Raw genomic sequence first — 15,298 nt, forward strand, 5'->3', positions numbered from 1 at the left:
TCCTCTCCGGGAGCCCGGTGGTCACCTGGTCGCTCCCGGCGTGTGCAACGGTGCGGGTGGTGCCCGTGTTCCCGCGTGGGAAGCCCCGTCGAGCGGGACCGCCTAGCCTGGGGATCGTGACGGACGACGCGCAGCTCCACGAGGACGACTGGTCCAAGGCAGGTTTCTCGACGAGGGCCATCCATGCAGGTCAGGACCCGGATCCGACGACGGGTGCGGTGGTGCCGCCGATCTACGCCACCTCGACGTACAAGCAGGACGGCGTCGGCGGCCTGCGCGGCGGCTACGAGTACTCGCGGTCGGCGAACCCGACCCGGACGGCACTCGAGTCGGCGCTCGCGGCGGCCGAGGGCGGCGCCGCCGGCTTCGCGTTCGCGTCGGGCCTCGCCGCGGAGGACACCCTGCTGCGCGCGACGCTGCGGCCCGGCGACCACGTCGTCGTCCCGAACGACGCCTACGGCGGCACGTACCGCCTGATCGCGCGCGTGTTCGGGCCCTGGGGGATCGACCACACCGCGGTCGACCTCTCCGACCCGGACGCGGTCCTGGACGCCATCCAGCCCGGTCGAACGAAGGTCGTCTGGGTCGAGACGCCCACCAACCCGCTGCTCGGCATCGCCGACATCGCCACGCTCGCCGCGCACGCGCGCTCGGTCGGCGCGCTGCTCGTCGTCGACAACACGTTCGCGACGCCGTACCTGCAGCAGCCGCTCGCGCTCGGCGCCGACGTCGTCGTGCACTCGACGACGAAGTACATCGGCGGCCACTCGGACGTCGTCGGCGGGGCCCTCGTGGTCGCGGAGGGCGCGATGCTGCCGGTCGGGCTCGACGGGCCGCTGGTCGACGCGGTGCGGTTCCACCAGAACGCGTCGGGTGCGGTCGCGGGTCCGTTCGACGCCTGGCTCACGCTGCGCGGGCTCAAGACGTTGGCCGTGCGGATGGACCGGCACACGGCCAACGCGACGGCGATCGCGGCGTTCCTGGAGGGGCACGAGGCGGTGACCGAGGTGATCTACCCGGGGCTCGCGTCCCACCCCGGGCACGACGTCGCGACGAAGCAGATGAGCGGGTTCGGCGGGATGATCTCGTTCCGCACGGGATCGCAGGAGTCGGCGCTGGCGGTCTGCGCCGCGACCCGGGTGTTCACGCTCGCGGAGTCGCTCGGTGGCGTGGAGTCGCTGATCGAGCACCCGCACAAGATGACGCACGGGTCGGTCGCGGGCACGGTGCTCGAGGTTCCCGACGACCTCGTACGCCTCTCCGTCGGCATCGAGGACCTCGACGACCTCACGGCGGACCTGGCCGCCGCGCTCGCCGCCGGGCGCCCCGCATGACCGACGCGCCCACCACCAAGGGCCAACCGGTCCCGCCGTCGGTCCAGGCCGCAGCCAGCTGGTCGTGGCGGCTGCTGCTCATCGGCGCCGCGCTCGCGGTCCTGCTCTGGCTGCTCAGCGAGCTCAAGGTCGTCGTCGTGCCGATCGCGGTCGCGCTGCTGCTGACCGTGCTGCTCGCGCCGTTCGTGAACTGGCTCGACCGGACCACCAGGCTGCCCCGGGCCGCCGCGGTCGGGATCGCCGTCGTCGGCATGATCCTGGTGGTCGTCGGCCTGGTGTTCGTCGCCACCCGCTCGATCGTCAAGGGCATCGGCGAGCTGTGGGACCAGGCCGCCCAGGGCATCGACAAGCTCACCGAGTGGCTCGAGACCGGTCCGCTGCAGCTGAGCACCGACGACATCACGAAGTACGTCGACCAGATCCAGAAGTCGGCCAGCGGCGGCAGCTCCGAGCTCGTCTCGGGCGCGCTGCACGCGACGACCACGGTGGGCCACGTCGCCGCCGGCGCGCTGATCGCGCTGTTCTGCCTGTTCTTCTTCCTGCTCGACGGCCGCACCATCTGGTCCTGGGTGGTCGGTCTGCTGCCGCGCGGCTCCCGCGAGCACGTGCACCAGGCCGGTCGGCGCGGCCTGGTGACCCTGGGCGCCTACACGCGCACCCAGATCCTGGTCGCCGCGGTCGACGCGCTCGGCATCGGCCTCGGCGCCGCGCTGCTGGGCGTGCCGCTCGCGGCGCCGCTGGCGGTCATCGTCTTCCTCGGCTCGTTCGTGCCGATCGTCGGCGCCATCGTCACCGGCTCGGTCGCCGTGCTCGTCGCGCTCGTCGCCAACGGACCGGTCAACGCCCTGCTCATGCTCGCCGTCGTGCTCCTGGTGCAGCAGATCGAGGGCCACGGCCTGCAGCCGTTCCTCATGGGGCACGCGGTGTCGCTGCACCCGGTGGCCGTGCTGCTCTCGGTCGCGGCGGGTTCGTTCGTCGCGGGCATCGTCGGCGCCCTGTTCGCCGTGCCCATCGTCGCGACGCTCAACACGGTGATCCTCTACCTGCACGGGCACGACAAGTTCCCCCAGCTCGGCCGCGACGACCACGTCCCGGTCCGCGGTCGAGGACACCCCGTGCTCGACCGCGCCATCGCGCAGGTGGCCGAGGCCGAGATGGAGCAGGAGGCGACGCTCGCCGCCGACGAGGAGAGCGGAGAGCTCCCGCCCGTCACCGACGTGGACGACACGCCGGGGCACGAGGCCGACGGGACGCCGCGATGACCGGTCTGGCCGACGTCCGCGCGGCCGCCGAGCTGCTGCAGGGCGTCACCGACACCACGCCGGTCCAGCGCAGCCGGGCGCTGTCGCACCTCGTCGGCACCGAGGTCTGGCTCAAGTGCGAGAACCTGCAGCGCACGGGCTCGTTCAAGCTGCGCGGGGCGTACGTGCGGATGGCCCGGCTCTCTTCGCAGGAGCAGTCCCGGGGCGTCGTCGCCGCGAGCGCCGGGAACCACGCGCAGGGGGTGGCGCTGGCCGCCCGGATGCTCGGCATCGAGTCGGTCGTCTTCATGCCCGTCGACGCCGCGCTGCCCAAGATCGCGGCCACCCGCGAGTACGGCGCGCGCGTCGAGCCCGTCGGGACCAGCGTCGACGAGGCGCTGCAGCACGCCCGCGAGTACGCCGACCGCACGGGCGCCGTCCTCATCCACCCGTTCGACCACGAGGACGTCGTGGCCGGGCAGGGCACGATCGCCCTCGAGATCGCCGAGCAGGTGCCCGACGTGGCGACCGTGCTGGTGCCGATCGGGGGAGGCGGACTCGCGGCGGGTGTCGTCGCGGCGCTGTCCGAGCTGCGTCCGTCGGTCCAGGTGATCGGCGTGCAGGCGGAGCGCGCGGCGTCCTACCCGGCGTCCCTCGCCGCCGGGTATCCCATCCCTGCGCCCGAGCTGCGCACCATGGCCGACGGCATCGCGGTCGGCGTCCCCGGGACCGTGCCGTTCGGCATCCTGTCCGAGCACCGGATCCCGGTCCGGACCGTGTCGGAGGAGGACCTGTCGCGGGCGCTGCTGCTCGTGGCGGAGCGCGCGAAGATGCTCGTCGAACCGTCCGGGGCCGCGGCGGTCGCCTCGCTGATGGCGTCGCCGGGCGGGCTGCAGGGGCCGGTCGTCGCGATCCTGTCCGGCGGCAACATCGACCCGCTCGTCCTCATGCGCGTGGTCCGCCACGGGCTCGCGTCGGCGGGACGGTTCCTGCAGCTGCGCGTCCGCCTCGACGACACCCCCGGCGCCCTCGCGTCGCTGCTGCACGACCTGGCCGCGACCGGAGCGAACGTCATGCACGTCTCGCACGCCCGCACGGGCGCCGCGCTCGCCTTCGACGAGGTCGCCATCGAGGTCCAGGTCGAGACCAAGGGCCCGGACCACTGCACCCACGTCGTCGAGGCCCTCACGGCCGCCGGCTACCGCCTCACGGACGCCTGACCCGCAACGTCCGCACTCGTGTGTCCCATAGCCCCCACGAGCGCGGACGCTGGTGGGCAGGCACGACAGAGGCGCCGCACCCCAGCAGGGAGGCGGCGCCTCGGCGCAGAGCGGGTCAGCCCGTGAAGGGCTTGGCGTCGGTGATCGAGACCGCGATCTCGCGACCGTTCGGCGCGAGGTAGCTGGTCGAGTCGCCGATCTTGGTGCCGTTGATCGCGGCGCCCAGCGGGGAGGTCGGAGAGTAGACGTCGATGTCCGACGACCCGGCGATCTCGCGCGAGCCGAGCAGGAACACCATCTCGTCGCCGGCCACGACGGCCGTCACGACCATGCCGGGCTCGACGATCCCGTTGTCCGGCGGCGTGCCGATGTGCACGTTGCGCAGCTTCTCCTTGAGCTCGCGGATGCGGGCCTCCTGCTTGCCCTGCTCCTCACGCGCCGCGTGGTAGCCGCCGTTCTCCTTGAGGTCACCCTCGTCGCGGGCCGCCGAGATGCGCGCGACGACCTCGTCGCGACCGGGCCCCTCGAGGTGGGCGAGCTCTGCAGTGAGCCGGTCGTAGGCCTCCTGCGTCAGCCAGGTGGCTGCATTCGTTTCGGTCACGATCGCTCCTTTCACACAATGCGTTGGTCAGGCCCCGGGAGGGGGCCAGAGACACGAGAACCGCCCTGTCTCGGTCGCGTCGACGAACGACGACGCCAGACCCGGGGCGGCGTGGAAACGAACAGGATAGCAAGTCACCTCACCGGCAGCCCATCTCAGGGGGTGATGTCGCACCTGTCGACGGTGCCGCTGACGGCCAGCTCGGTGGTCTGCACGGTGGCCGTGACGCGCTGCGAGGCGTCGTCCGAGGGACCGACCACCACGGAGCGCACCCCGACCTCCGCATAGGACTCGGAGAGGGCCTTGACCTGGCAGGTCACGGTCGCGTCCTTCGGCTTGGTGACCTCGAACGTGACGTCGGTGGCCTGCGGACCCTGCACGTGGAACCCGACGTCCTTCCACGACACGGGCTGGCCGGCGACGTTCAGGCCGATCCAGACCGTCACGGCGAGCCCGACGACCGCGAACCCCCAGATCCAGAGGCGGCGGCGCGACGGGGAGGTCGGCGCAGGACCGTAGCGGCCGGGAGGCGGCTGCAGGACGGTCACGACGTTCCTCCGGGGGTCGGGCGGGTGGCGCGACAGGACCGCCGCGTGAGCGATCATTGTCTCTCGTCCAACCACCCGCTCACGCCGAGGACCGGCGGGCGGACCGAGGAGGCCTGAGGTGACCGGAGAGCGGCTGCGCCTGATGGCGGTGCACGCCCACCCCGACGACGAGTCGAGCAAGGGCGCGGCGACCACGGCGAAGTATGCGGCCGAGGGTGTCGACGTCCTGGTCGTGTCCTGCACGGGCGGGGAGCGCGGCGACGTGCTGAACCCCGGCTATGGCGAGGTCCCGGGCGGGATCGAGGGCATGCAGGCCCTGCGGCGCGACGAGATGGCCGCGGCCGCCGCGGCGCTCGGCGTGCAGCACCGCTGGCTGGGCTTCGTCGACTCGGGCCTGCCCGAGGGGGATCCGCTCCCGCCGCTGCCGGAGGGCTGCTTCGCGCTGGTCCCGCTGGAGGAGGCCGCCGCCCCGCTGGTCGAGCTCGTCCGCAGCTTCAAGCCGCACGTGATCACCACGTACGACGAGAACGGCGGCTACCCGCACCCCGACCACATCATGTGCCACAAGGTGTCGGTCGAGGCCTTCGAGGCCGCCGGCGACCCCGAGCGCTACGTCGGCCGGGGCGAGCCGTGGACGCCGTCGAAGCTCTACTACAACGGCGGCTTCTCGCTGGCGCGCATGCGCGCGATCCACGAGGCGCTGCTGGAGGCGGGCCGCGAGTCCCCGTTCGGGGAGTGGATCGAGTCGCGCGAGGCCCGCGAGACGCCCGAGCGCGAGATCACCACCCGGATCGACGCCAGCGAGTACTTCGAGCAGCGGGACGCGGCGCTGCGGGCGCACGCCACGCAGATCGACCCGGACGGCTTCTTCTTCGCGATGCCGCGCGAGATCGAGCTGGCCAAGTGGCCGACCGAGGAGTACGAGCTCGCGCAGTCCCGGGTGCCGACGAACCTCCCGGAGGACGACCTGTTCGCCGGGCTGCGGGACGGCGCTTCGTGATCCGTCTGCTGGTCGAGCCGAGCCCGTCGCCGAGCGTCGCCATCGACCCGACCCAGGGCGGCTCGCCGGGCTTCCTCGGGTTCGTCTTCACGTTCCTCGTCGCGATCGCGGCCGTCTTCCTGTTCCTCTCGCTGACCAAGCAGATGCGCCGGGTCGACCGCCGCGCGAAGCAGCTGGGTCTCGACGAGGAGAAGGGCGACCCGTTCGCCGACGACGACGACAACGACCGGCCGCACCTGGACGTCGGCGTGATCGACGCGGGCGCCGGGGGACCGGACTCCGAGGTCGACGCGGACGTCCCCGTGGTGTGGGACGCGCGGGACGACGACGAGCCGGGCCGGTCGCGGTGAGCAAGCCCCCGGAGCGGCCCGCCGTCCGCGTGACGATCGGTCAGCTGGAGGTCACGGCGGGCCACGGGACCAACCGCGAGATCATCAGGGACGCGTTCAAGATCGCCGCGGGGCGCCGCTCGGACCTCCTGGTCCTGCCCGAGTACGCGTCGGGGTTCAATCCGCGCGGCGTCGGGCCGGAGCACGCGGAACCGCTCGGCGGGCCGTTCGTCGCGATGCTGCGCGAGCGTGCCGCCCGGACCAAGGTCGCGGTGCTCGCCGGCACCACGCTGCCCGGCCCGGACCCCGAGCACGGCGTGAACGCGATCGTCGCGGTGGACGCGACCGGCACGCTCGTCGGGCTGTACCGCAAGGTGCACCTCTACGACGCCTTCGGCCAGCGCGAGTCCGACCGGCTCGCGGCCGGCCCGGCCGACGCCGCGCCCCTGGTGATCGAGGTCGGTGGCCTGTCGTTCGGCGTGATGACCTGCTACGACCTGCGGTTCCCGGAGTCGGCGCGCCGCCTGGTCGACGCGGGCGCGCAGGTGATCGTGGTGCCGGCGGCGTGGGCCGACGGGGAGAACAAGGCGATGCACTGGCGCGCACTGGCGGTGGCCCGGGCGATCGAGAACACCGCGACCGTGCTCGGCGTCGGGCAGGCCGGGCGCGGGGTCGTCGGGCGGTCGATCGTCGTCGGGCCCGACGGTGTGGTGGGCATGGAGTTCGACGCGGACCCGAGCATCCGCACGGTCGACATCGACGGGGACGCCATGCTCGAGGTCCGCCTGCAGAACCCGTCGCTGGCGAACCGTCGCTACACCGTGGTGCCGCTCAGCTAGAGGCGTAGGACGCCATCGACACCGCGATGTAGTGGCAGCCGAAGCCGACCACCGTCAGCGCGTGGAACACCTCGTGGAACCCGAACCACCGGGGGCTCGGGTTGGGCCGCTTGGTGCCGTAGACCACCGCGCCGAGCGTGTAGGCGAGCCCGCCGAGCGCGATCCAGAACACGATCCACGGGCCGCCCGCGCGGTAGAACGACGGGAAGAACCAGACGGCCACCCAGCCGAGCGCGACGTAGACCGGCACGTAGACCCAGCGCGGGGCGCCGAGCCAGAAGACGCGCGCCAGCAGCCCGATGAGCGCGCCGGCCCAGACGACGATGAGCAGGACGCGGGCTGTGTCCGAGGGCAGCAGCAGGATCGACAGCGGCGTGTAGGTGCCCGCGATGATCAGGAAGATGTTGGTGTGGTCGAGCCGGCGCAGGACCGCGGAGGTCGTCGGCGACCAGTGCCCCCGGTGGTACAGCGCGCTGGTGCCGAAGAGCATGATCGCCGTCACCCCGAAGACGGCGCAGGACCACTTGGCGGTGGCCGTCGGGGAGAGCACGACGAGCACGATCGACGCGACGACGACGAACGGGGTGACACCGAGGTGGATCCAGCCGCGCAGGTGGGGCTTGACCGCTTCGGCGACCTTGTCGACGACCTCGGGGAGGCCGCTGGCGTCCGACGAACCCGATGCGGGGGACGTGCTCATGAAGCGGATCTCGTTTCGTCGCGACCTAACTTACGATTGCGTAGGTTACGACACCGTAGGTAGCGATGTCGACCGACCTCGATCATGCCCCGAACCGCCCGGGACGACGACGTTCCGAGCGAGTAGCGTGTGCGGGTCCGGCCACCACACGAGGAGGAGCGCGCGTGCGCCTGCCCCACCCGCTCTACGGGTTGTACGAGCGACGGCTGGCGACCTCGATCCCCCGGGAGGGCATCCCGCGCCACGTCGGCGTCATCCTCGACGGGAACCGCCGGTGGGCCCGCAGCGTCGGCGGGTCCACGGCGCACGGCCACCGGGCGGGCGGTGACAAGATCGCCGACCTGCTCGAGTGGAGCGAGGACATCGGCGTCGAGGTGGTCACGCTGTGGCTCCTCTCGACGGACAACCTGGAGCGCTCGCCCGACGAGCTCGAGCCGCTGCTGGCGATCATCGAGGACGTCGTCGGCGAGCTGGCGGCCAGCGGACGGTGGCGGGTGCAGGCGGTCGGGGCGCTCGACATGCTCCCCGACCACACGGCCAAGGCGCTCGTCGCCGCCCAGGACGCGACCACGGGGATCGTCGGCCTGCACGTGAACGTCGCGGTGGGCTACGGGGGTCGTCGCGAGATCGCCGACGCCGTCAAGGCGTTCCTGCGCGAGCACGCGGAGGCCGGGTCGAGCCTGGACGAGCTGGCCGAGGACTTCGACATGGGTCACATCGCCGACCGGCTCTACACCAAGGGCCAGCCGGACCCCGAGCTGGTCATCCGCACCTCCGGGGAGCAGCGGCTCGGCGGGTTCCTGCTCTGGCAGAGCGCGCACTCCGAGTTCTACTTCTGCGAGGCGTACTGGCCGGATTTCCGTCGCGTCGACTTCCTGCGGGCCGTCCGTGCGTACGCGGCTCGGGAGCGCCGGCTCGGCCGCTAGGGCGAACTGTTCAGGTGAACACGGTGTGACGTTGTCGCGTGTCGGGCTGGACAGCGGCGTTCGCGAGGTAGTTTCCGCCGTAGAGGACAGCGACCGTTGTCCCCGGGAGGCCAGCCCATGGAGCACTCGCTCCGGGAGGAGGGCCGGATCCGGCCCACCCTCTTCGGAGGGGCCGACCGCCCCCGTCCCGTCGCCGAACATCGGTGCGTGAACCTGCCCTGGGACGTGTCCCTGCAGCAGGTGGCCGGTCTTCGGTGCTCGTCTCGGCGCACGTAGCGCCAGAGGGAGCCTGCCGTGGTGAACAAGGCGCAGAACACCCCGAAGTCCGTCGAGGAGACGGACGGCCGCAGGATGCACGTGCTCGACACCTCCGTCCTCCTCTCGGACCCGCGGGCGATCCTGCGGTTCGCCGAGCACGACGTGGTCCTCCCCGTCGTCGTCATCACGGAGCTGGAGGCCAAGCGCCACCACGCGGAGCTCGGCTACTTCGCCCGTTCGGCCCTGCGGATGCTGGACGACCTGCGCGTGCAGCACGGTCGCCTCGACGTCCCGCTCCCGATCGGCGACGAGGGCGGCACGCTCACGGTCGAGCTGAACCACACGGACCTCACGGTCCTGCCGGCAGGGTTCCGGCTGGGCGACAACGACACCCGGATCCTCGCGGTCGCGGCCAACCTGGCCGCCGAGGGCAACGACGTCACCGTCGTCTCCAAGGACCTCCCGATGCGCGTGAAGGCGTCCGCGTGCGGCCTGCGCGCCGAGGAGTACCGCGGCGAGCAGGTGGTCGACTCCGGCTGGACCGGGATGGACTCCCTCGACCTCGCCGAGAACCAGATGTCGGCCCTGTGGGAGCACGAGTCGATCGCGCTCGCGGACGTCGCCACGGGCTTCGCGCCGACGTCGATGGCGTCGACGAACCCGAACGACCTGCCCTGCCACACGGGTCTCGTGCTGCACAGCCCGCGCGGGTCGGCGCTCGGTCGCGTGACCGCCGACAAGCACGTGCAGCTGGTCCGCGGCGACCGGGACGTGTTCGGCCTGCACGGCCGGTCCGCCGAGCAGCGGATCGCGATCGACCTGCTCCTCGACGAGGAGATCGGCATCGTCTCGCTCGGCGGCAGCGCCGGCACCGGCAAGTCCGCGCTGGCCCTGTGCGCGGGTCTCGAGGCCGTCCTCGAGCGTCGTCAGCACCGCAAGGTCATGGTCTTCCGCCCGCTGTACGCAGTGGGCGGCCAGGACCTGGGCTACCTGCCCGGCGGGGCCGACGAGAAGATGAACCCCTGGGCGCAGGCGGTCTTCGACACCCTCGGCGCGCTGGTCAGCAAGGAGGTCGTCGAGGAGATCATGGACCGCGACATCCTCGAGGTCCTGCCGCTGACCCACATCCGCGGGCGCTCGCTGCACGACGCGTTCGTGATCGTCGACGAGGCGCAGTCGCTGGAGCGCAACGTGCTCCTGACGGTCCTGTCCCGCATCGGGCAGAGCTCGCGCGTCGTGATGACCCACGACGTCGCGCAGCGCGACAACCTGCGGGTCGGCCGGCACGACGGGGTCGCGGCCGTGATCGAGGCGCTCAAGGGCCACCCCCTCTTCGCGCACGTCACGCTGACGCGGTCCGAGCGGTCGCCCGTCGCCGCCCTGGTCACCGAGCTGCTGGAGGGCATCGAGGTCTGACGCCTCCCGTCAGGCGCCCGGGTCCTCCTCGTGGGGGCCCGGGCGTTCTGCGTGCAGGTCCGACAGCACCCTGCTCAGGGCGCCGAGCCCGACCGTGAGGGCGCGCCGCTCGTCGGGCGTGAGCCGTCCGAGCAGCTGCTGGTGGGTCGCGCGCAGCTCGGCGCCGACGCGGCTGGCGACCTGCGAGCCCTCGTCGGTCAGGCGCAGCCGGTACAGCCGCCGGTTCTCGTCGTCGCGCACCCGCGACAGCCAGCCGCGGCCCTCCATGCCGGCCGCCAACCGGCTGACGGTGCTCTTCTCGAGGCCGAGACGGGTGGCCAGCTCCTGCTGCGACATCTCGCCGGCCTCGGACAGCTCGCCCAGCGCGATCGACTCCGAGATCGACACGCCGCCGTGCATCGACGCCGCGTGCGACGGCTCGAGCAGCCCGCCATGACGGACGAGCTGCTGGAGGAACCGGCGAAGATCGTCGTCGGGAAAGGTTGTGCCATACAACTGTTGGACCTACGCTCTCCGGAAGAGTTGTGTCGTACAACTATAGAGGAGAACCCCATGGCCACCACGCACGGCGCGCACGCCACGATGTTCGGGCTCGCGCGTCACCCGGGGCAGTACGAGCGGTTCGCCCTGCGGGTCGCGGCGCCCATGTACGCCCGCGTCGTCCGCGACGTGGTCGCCCTGGGCCTGCCGCCCGGCGCACGCGTCCTCGACGTCGGGACCGGGCCGGGCGTGGTGCCGCGGCTGCTCGGCGAGGCGTGCCCCGACCTCGAGCTCGACGCGGTCGACCTCTCGCCCGAGATGATCGCCCGCGCACAGGAGGGGTCCGGGGCGGCCCGGGTGACGTTCGCCGTCGCCGACGTCTGTGCGCTGCCGTTCCCGGACGCGAGCTTCGACCTCGTCGTCTCCACGATCAGCCAGCACCACTGGGACGACCCGGCGGCCGGCCTGCGCGAGGTCCGGCGCGTGGTGCGACCGGGCGGTCGGGCCTGGATCTACGACGTGCGTCCGGCCGTCCGGCGGGCGCAGAAGGCCGCGGACGGGCTGCGGGCGACCTCGCGGGTGCGTCGGGAGCGTCCGCCGTCCCTGCTGAACCCGATCGCGCGGCTGGTCGTCGAACCGGCGTGACATTCGAGCCCTCCCGTGGTTATATTCCGGTTGGAATAGTCAGACGGGAGGATGTGGCATGGCGATCGGAGAGCTCTCGGCCGTGGCCGTGCTGATCCTCGCGCTCCTGCACGAGCAGCCGATGCACCCGTACCAGGTGCACCAGACCCTGGTGGAGCGCGGCGACACCCGGCTCGTGCGCGTCAACGCCGGAGCCGTCTACCACGGTGTCGAGCGGCTCGAGAAGGAGGGCCTCGTCGAGGCCGCCGGGACCGAGCGTTCGGGCAACCGCCCGGAGCGGACGCTGTACCGGATCACCGACGCGGGCCGGGCCGCCTGCGTCGATCGGCTCGCGTCGTTCCTCGGCGACGACCACCGCGCCTACCCGCTGTTCCCCGTCGGCCTGGCGGAGGCGCACGAGGTGCCGGCGGACGTCGTCGTCGAGCAGCTCGCGCGTCGTCGCGACCGCCAGTCCGAGCGCATGGCCCTGCTCTGGACGGCGCAGGACCGGCTCGGCGCGGTCGGTCTGCCGCGCAGATATCGGCTGGACGTCGAGCACGAGATCGCCATGCTGGGAGCGGACATCGCGTTCCTCGACCGGACGATCGAGGAGCTCCGCACCGACGCCCTCGGCTGGGGCGAACCGATCCCGCCCGAGTACGCCGAGGCCCGCCACGAGCTCAAGGCCTGTCAGACCCCCACGGCATAGTCGATCCAGCCGCTTCCGGATCGTCTCTCCAGCAACAACCCTCGATCAAGGACACCCCCATGACCACTGAGTCGCCTCGGGCACTCGTCGACCTCCACGGCCGCTCGCCGTGGAGCATCCTGCCCGCGCTCTGCCTGGGCTTCTTCATGATCATGGTCGACACCACGATCGTGAACATCGCCATCCCGTCGCTCATCACGGCGTTCGACGCCGACCTGACGGCCGTCGGCTGGGTGAACAGCGCCTACCTGCTCACCTTCGCCACCCTGCTCCTGGTGACTGGACGCCTGGGCGACCGGTTCGGACCGCGCCCCGTCTTCATCCTCGGCCTCGTGATCTTCACCACGGCCTCGCTGTGGTGCGGCCTGTCCGGCTCGATCGGCATGCTCATCGCCGCCCGCGCCGTCCAGGGCATCGGTGCCGCGCTCATGACGCCGCAGACCATGTCGATGATCACGCGCGTCTTCCCGCCGCAGAAGCGCGGTGCGGCCCTGGGCATCTGGGGCGCCGTCGCGGGTGTCGCGACGATCGCCGGCCCCGTCCTCGGCGGCATCCTGGTCGAGTCGGCCGGCTGGGAGTGGATCTTCTACATCAACATCCCGGTCGCGGTCGTGGCCCTCTGGTTCGCCATCACGCGCCTGCCCACCCTGCCGACGGCCAACCGGACGTTCGACGGACTCGGCGTGCTCCTGTCCGTCGGCGGCATGTTCCTGCTCGTCTTCGGCATCCAGGAGGGTGCCACCTACGACTGGGGCACCATCGCCGGACCGATCACGGTCTGGAGCGTCATCGGCGCGGGCGTCGTGGTCCTGACCGCGTTCGTGCTCTGGCAGCGCCACCTCAAGGCCGACGCGCTCCTGCCGCTGTCCCTGTTCCACAGCCGCAACTTCTCCCTGTCCAACGTGGCCGGCGCCGCGGTGACCTTCGGGCTCACCGGCATCTTCTTCCCGCTCACGCTGTTCCTGCAGGAGGTCCTCGGCCTGAGCCCGCTCAACGCGGCCCTGATCGGTCTGCCGGGGTCCCTGCTGTCCGGCATCGTCGCGCCGTTCGCGGGTCGGCTCTCCGACCGGATCGCCGCCAAGTGGGTCGTCGCCACCGGCTTCCTGCTGGTCTCGATCTCGGTGTTCCTCCTGGCCATCGCCATCGAGCCCGATGCTCCGCTGTGGCAGCTGATCCTGCCCATGTCGCTCTTCGGCGTCGGCACCGGTGCGCTGTTCTCGCCGCTGGCGTCGCTGGCCACCTCCGGCCTCGACCAGCGGACCGCGGGAGCGGGCGCCGGCGCGTTCAACACGACCCGGCAGATCGGTGGCGTCATCGGCTCGGCCGTCATCGTCGCGCTGCTCACGGCGCGCCTCGCCGTCACCATCCCGGCCGCGGCGCGCGACCAGGCGGCCAACCTGCCGCCGGACGCCCGACAGGGCTTCATCGACGGGTTCGCCAACGCCGGGGGCGCGTTCGCCAACGGGTCCGCGGGCGGCATCCAGGTTCCGGACGGCGTGCCGGCCGACGTGGCGGCGCAGATCCAGGCCGCCGCGACCGCAGCCGTGCACTCCGGCTTCGCGACCGCCGTCACGCAGACGATCCTGTTCACGGTCGTCGTGCTCATGCTCGGGTTCGTCGCGAGCGTGGCCATGAAGGGCGGCCGGACGCACCATGCCGAGGCGCCCGTCGGGGCTGTTCCCGTCCCCGCCGAGGTCTGACGTACAACAGAAGGCCCGGTCCTCGTACATCGAGGACGTCGATGACGGCCTGCCGCACGGTGATGCCCTGCTTGACGGCGTGCTTGGCGATCTTCGCGGCCGCCTCGTAGCCGATCACCCGGTTGAGCGGGGTGACGATCGACGGGGACGACTCGGCCAGCGCGCGGGCACGGTCGACGTTGGCGACCAGGCCGGCGACCGTCTTGTCGGCCAGCAGCCGGGACGCGTTGGTCAGCAGCCGGATCGACTCGAGCACGCCGGCCGCGATCACGGGGATCTGCACGTTGAGCTCGAACGAGCCGCTCGCACCGGCCCACGCGACGGTGGCGTCGTTGCCGATCACGCGCGCGGCGACCATGAGCACCGCCTCCGGGATCACCGGGTTGACCTTGCCGGGCATGATCGACGAGCCCGGCTGCAGGTCCGGGATCGCGATCTCGCCCAGGCCGGTGTTCGGGCCGGAGCCCATCCAGCGCAGGTCGTTGCAGATCTTGGTGAGGCTGACCGCGATCGTCCGCAGCGCGCCCGACAGCTCGACGAGGCCGTCGCGACCGCTCTGGGCCTCGAAGTGGTCGCGCGCCTCGGTCAGGGGCAGGCCGGTGTCCTCGCGCAGCAGCTCGATGACGCGCTGCGGGAACCCGGCCGGGGTGTTGATCCCCGTGCCGACCGCGGTCCCACCGAGGGGGACCTCAGCGACGCGGGGGAGGGCCGACTCGAGCCGCTCGATGCCGTACCGGACCGCAGCGGCGTACCCGCCGAACTCCTGGCCGAGCGTGACCGGCGTGGCGTCCATGAGGTGCGTGCGGCCGGACTTGACCACCTGCGCCCACTCGACGGACTTGGCCTCCAGCGCCTCGGCCAGGTGCGCGAGCGCGGGGACGAGGTCGCGGACCACGCCGGCCGTCGCGGCGACGTGCACCGAGGTCGGGAACACGTCGTTCGAGGACTGCGACGCGTTCACGTGGTCGTTCGGGTGGACGTCGCTCCCGAGGCGTCGGGTCGCCAGCGTGGCGAGCACCTCGTTGGTGTTCATGTTCGAGCTCGTGCCCGAGCCGGTCTGGTAGATGTCGATCGGGAAGTCGCCGTCGTAGGTGCCGGCGGCGACGTCGTCGGCGGCTCCCACGATGGCCTCGGCGATCTCGGGCGACAGCACGCCCAGCTCGGCGTTGGCGCGGGCGGCGGCCTTCTTGATGCGGGCCAGCGCCTCGATGTGGCCACGCTCGAGGCGGTTGCCGGAGATCGGGAAGTTCTCGACGGCGCGCTGCGTCTGCGCCCGGTAGAGGGCGTCGACCGGGACCCGGACCTCACCCATGGTGTCGTGCTCGATGCGGAACTCAGCAGTCATGACGACCATCCTGCCGCACCCACGGGGA

The 15,298-nt window shown here is 72.0% G+C and carries 16 protein-coding genes; 11 read left to right on the forward strand and 5 right to left on the reverse strand.

Annotated elements, in window-relative coordinates; translation table 11 throughout:
• The first annotated feature begins 116 nt into the window (after window positions 1-116).
• The 3 genes from AC1DUE_RS13300 to ilvA are packed head-to-tail and all read left to right on the forward strand — an operon-like array spanning window position 117 to window position 3,795.
• A complete protein-coding gene (locus AC1DUE_RS13300) occupies window positions 117-1,334 on the forward strand; it encodes a cystathionine gamma-synthase (RefSeq protein ID WP_477039901.1) in 1,218 nt (405 codons plus the stop codon).
• Complete coding sequence (locus AC1DUE_RS13305; protein ID WP_477039902.1) at window positions 1,331-2,596, forward strand: AI-2E family transporter; 1,266 nt, start codon at window positions 1,331-1,333, stop codon at window positions 2,594-2,596. The genes AC1DUE_RS13300 and AC1DUE_RS13305 overlap by 4 nt, the downstream gene beginning before the upstream one ends.
• Complete coding sequence (gene ilvA / locus AC1DUE_RS13310) at window positions 2,593-3,795, forward strand: threonine ammonia-lyase (protein ID WP_477039903.1); 1,203 nt, start codon at window positions 2,593-2,595, stop codon at window positions 3,793-3,795. Before AC1DUE_RS13305 ends, ilvA begins: the two co-directional genes overlap by 4 nt.
• 115 nt (window positions 3,796-3,910) lie before the next feature.
• Here the strand turns inward: ilvA and greA are convergent, their stop codons facing one another.
• Window positions 3,911-4,396 (reverse strand): transcription elongation factor GreA, encoded by a 486-nt coding sequence (gene greA, locus AC1DUE_RS13315; RefSeq protein ID WP_477039904.1) that lies wholly within the window; start codon window positions 4,394-4,396, stop codon window positions 3,911-3,913.
• 155 nt (window positions 4,397-4,551) lie between these two features.
• Window positions 4,552-4,944, reverse strand: coding sequence for a DUF4307 domain-containing protein (locus AC1DUE_RS13320; RefSeq protein WP_477039905.1), 393 nt, complete (start codon window positions 4,942-4,944; stop codon window positions 4,552-4,554).
• A gap of 142 nt (window positions 4,945-5,086) precedes the next feature.
• Between AC1DUE_RS13320 and mca the strand changes: the two genes are divergently transcribed.
• From mca to AC1DUE_RS13335, 3 genes are read left to right on the forward strand one after another with little or no spacing between them, the layout of a single operon-like run.
• Window positions 5,087-5,944, forward strand: coding sequence for a mycothiol conjugate amidase Mca (mca, locus tag AC1DUE_RS13325; RefSeq protein WP_477039936.1), 858 nt, complete (start codon window positions 5,087-5,089; stop codon window positions 5,942-5,944).
• Window positions 5,941-6,294, forward strand: coding sequence for a hypothetical protein (locus AC1DUE_RS13330; protein WP_477039906.1), 354 nt, complete (start codon window positions 5,941-5,943; stop codon window positions 6,292-6,294). The genes mca and AC1DUE_RS13330 overlap by 4 nt, the downstream gene beginning before the upstream one ends.
• Entirely contained in the window at window positions 6,291-7,112 is an 822-nt protein-coding gene (locus AC1DUE_RS13335) for a carbon-nitrogen hydrolase family protein (protein WP_477039907.1), read from the forward strand. Before AC1DUE_RS13330 ends, AC1DUE_RS13335 begins: the two co-directional genes overlap by 4 nt.
• Here AC1DUE_RS13335 and trhA read toward each other — a convergent pair.
• Window positions 7,105-7,812, reverse strand: coding sequence for a PAQR family membrane homeostasis protein TrhA (trhA, locus tag AC1DUE_RS13340; RefSeq protein WP_477039908.1), 708 nt, complete (start codon window positions 7,810-7,812; stop codon window positions 7,105-7,107). The two genes, AC1DUE_RS13335 and trhA, sit on opposite strands and share 8 nt — an antisense overlap.
• A 164-nt stretch (window positions 7,813-7,976) precedes the next feature.
• Here trhA and AC1DUE_RS13345 point away from each other — a divergent pair, with 164 nt between their 5' ends.
• Both AC1DUE_RS13345 and AC1DUE_RS13350 read left to right on the forward strand, forming a co-directional pair.
• Window positions 7,977-8,738 (forward strand): isoprenyl transferase, encoded by a 762-nt coding sequence (locus AC1DUE_RS13345; protein WP_477039909.1) that lies wholly within the window; start codon window positions 7,977-7,979, stop codon window positions 8,736-8,738.
• Between the two features lie 351 nt (window positions 8,739-9,089).
• Window positions 9,090-10,412 (forward strand): PhoH family protein, encoded by a 1,323-nt coding sequence (locus AC1DUE_RS13350; RefSeq protein ID WP_477039937.1) that lies wholly within the window; start codon window positions 9,090-9,092, stop codon window positions 10,410-10,412.
• A gap of 9 nt (window positions 10,413-10,421) precedes the next feature.
• Here the strand turns inward: AC1DUE_RS13350 and AC1DUE_RS13355 are convergent, their stop codons facing one another.
• The gene (locus tag AC1DUE_RS13355) at window positions 10,422-10,907 is read right to left on the reverse strand and encodes a MarR family winged helix-turn-helix transcriptional regulator (protein ID WP_477039910.1); all 486 of its coding nucleotides are present in this window, start codon (window positions 10,905-10,907) and stop codon (window positions 10,422-10,424) included.
• Window positions 10,908-10,964: 57 nt separating this feature from the next.
• Between AC1DUE_RS13355 and AC1DUE_RS13360 the strand changes: the two genes are divergently transcribed.
• From AC1DUE_RS13360 to AC1DUE_RS13370, 3 genes are read left to right on the forward strand one after another with little or no spacing between them, the layout of a single operon-like run.
• Window positions 10,965-11,537 carry a class I SAM-dependent methyltransferase gene (locus AC1DUE_RS13360; RefSeq protein ID WP_477039911.1) on the forward strand — a complete coding sequence of 191 codons (573 nt, stop codon included), beginning with the start codon at window positions 10,965-10,967 and terminating at the stop codon, window positions 11,535-11,537.
• A 58-nt stretch (window positions 11,538-11,595) separates the two neighbouring features.
• Complete coding sequence (locus tag AC1DUE_RS13365) at window positions 11,596-12,225, forward strand: PadR family transcriptional regulator (RefSeq protein ID WP_477039912.1); 630 nt, start codon at window positions 11,596-11,598, stop codon at window positions 12,223-12,225.
• A 59-nt stretch (window positions 12,226-12,284) separates the two neighbouring features.
• Window positions 12,285-13,925, forward strand: coding sequence for a DHA2 family efflux MFS transporter permease subunit (locus AC1DUE_RS13370; RefSeq protein WP_477039913.1), 1,641 nt, complete (start codon window positions 12,285-12,287; stop codon window positions 13,923-13,925).
• On the opposite strand, the gene AC1DUE_RS13375 is transcribed toward AC1DUE_RS13370, so the two are convergent.
• Window positions 13,828-15,270, reverse strand: coding sequence for a class II fumarate hydratase (locus tag AC1DUE_RS13375; RefSeq protein ID WP_477039914.1), 1,443 nt, complete (start codon window positions 15,268-15,270; stop codon window positions 13,828-13,830). The genes AC1DUE_RS13370 and AC1DUE_RS13375 overlap by 98 nt on opposite strands.
• Between the last annotated feature and the right edge of the window lie 28 nt (window positions 15,271-15,298).

It is taken from the genome of Cellulomonas sp. P4_A2, assembly GCF_056402515.1.

Excerpts from the sequence above, each read along its gene's own strand:
- AC1DUE_RS13305 (WP_477039902.1), top strand. The coding sequence starts at position 1,331 with ATGACCGACGCGCCCACCACCAAGGGCCAACCGGTCCCGCCGTCGGTC.
- ilvA (WP_477039903.1), top strand. The coding sequence starts at position 2,593 with ATGACCGGTCTGGCCGACGTCCGCGCGGCCGCCGAGCTGCTGCAGGGC.
- mca (WP_477039936.1), top strand. The coding sequence starts at position 5,087 with ATGGCGGTGCACGCCCACCCCGACGACGAGTCGAGCAAGGGCGCGGCG.
- trhA (WP_477039908.1), bottom strand. The coding sequence starts at position 7,812 with ATGAGCACGTCCCCCGCATCGGGTTCGTCGGACGCCAGCGGCCTCCCC.
- AC1DUE_RS13350 (WP_477039937.1), top strand. The coding sequence starts at position 9,090 with ATGCACGTGCTCGACACCTCCGTCCTCCTCTCGGACCCGCGGGCGATC.
- AC1DUE_RS13360 (WP_477039911.1), top strand. The coding sequence starts at position 10,965 with ATGGCCACCACGCACGGCGCGCACGCCACGATGTTCGGGCTCGCGCGT.
- AC1DUE_RS13365 (WP_477039912.1), top strand. The coding sequence starts at position 11,596 with ATGGCGATCGGAGAGCTCTCGGCCGTGGCCGTGCTGATCCTCGCGCTC.
- AC1DUE_RS13370 (WP_477039913.1), top strand. The coding sequence starts at position 12,285 with ATGACCACTGAGTCGCCTCGGGCACTCGTCGACCTCCACGGCCGCTCG.
- AC1DUE_RS13375 (WP_477039914.1), bottom strand. The coding sequence starts at position 15,270 with ATGACTGCTGAGTTCCGCATCGAGCACGACACCATGGGTGAGGTCCGG.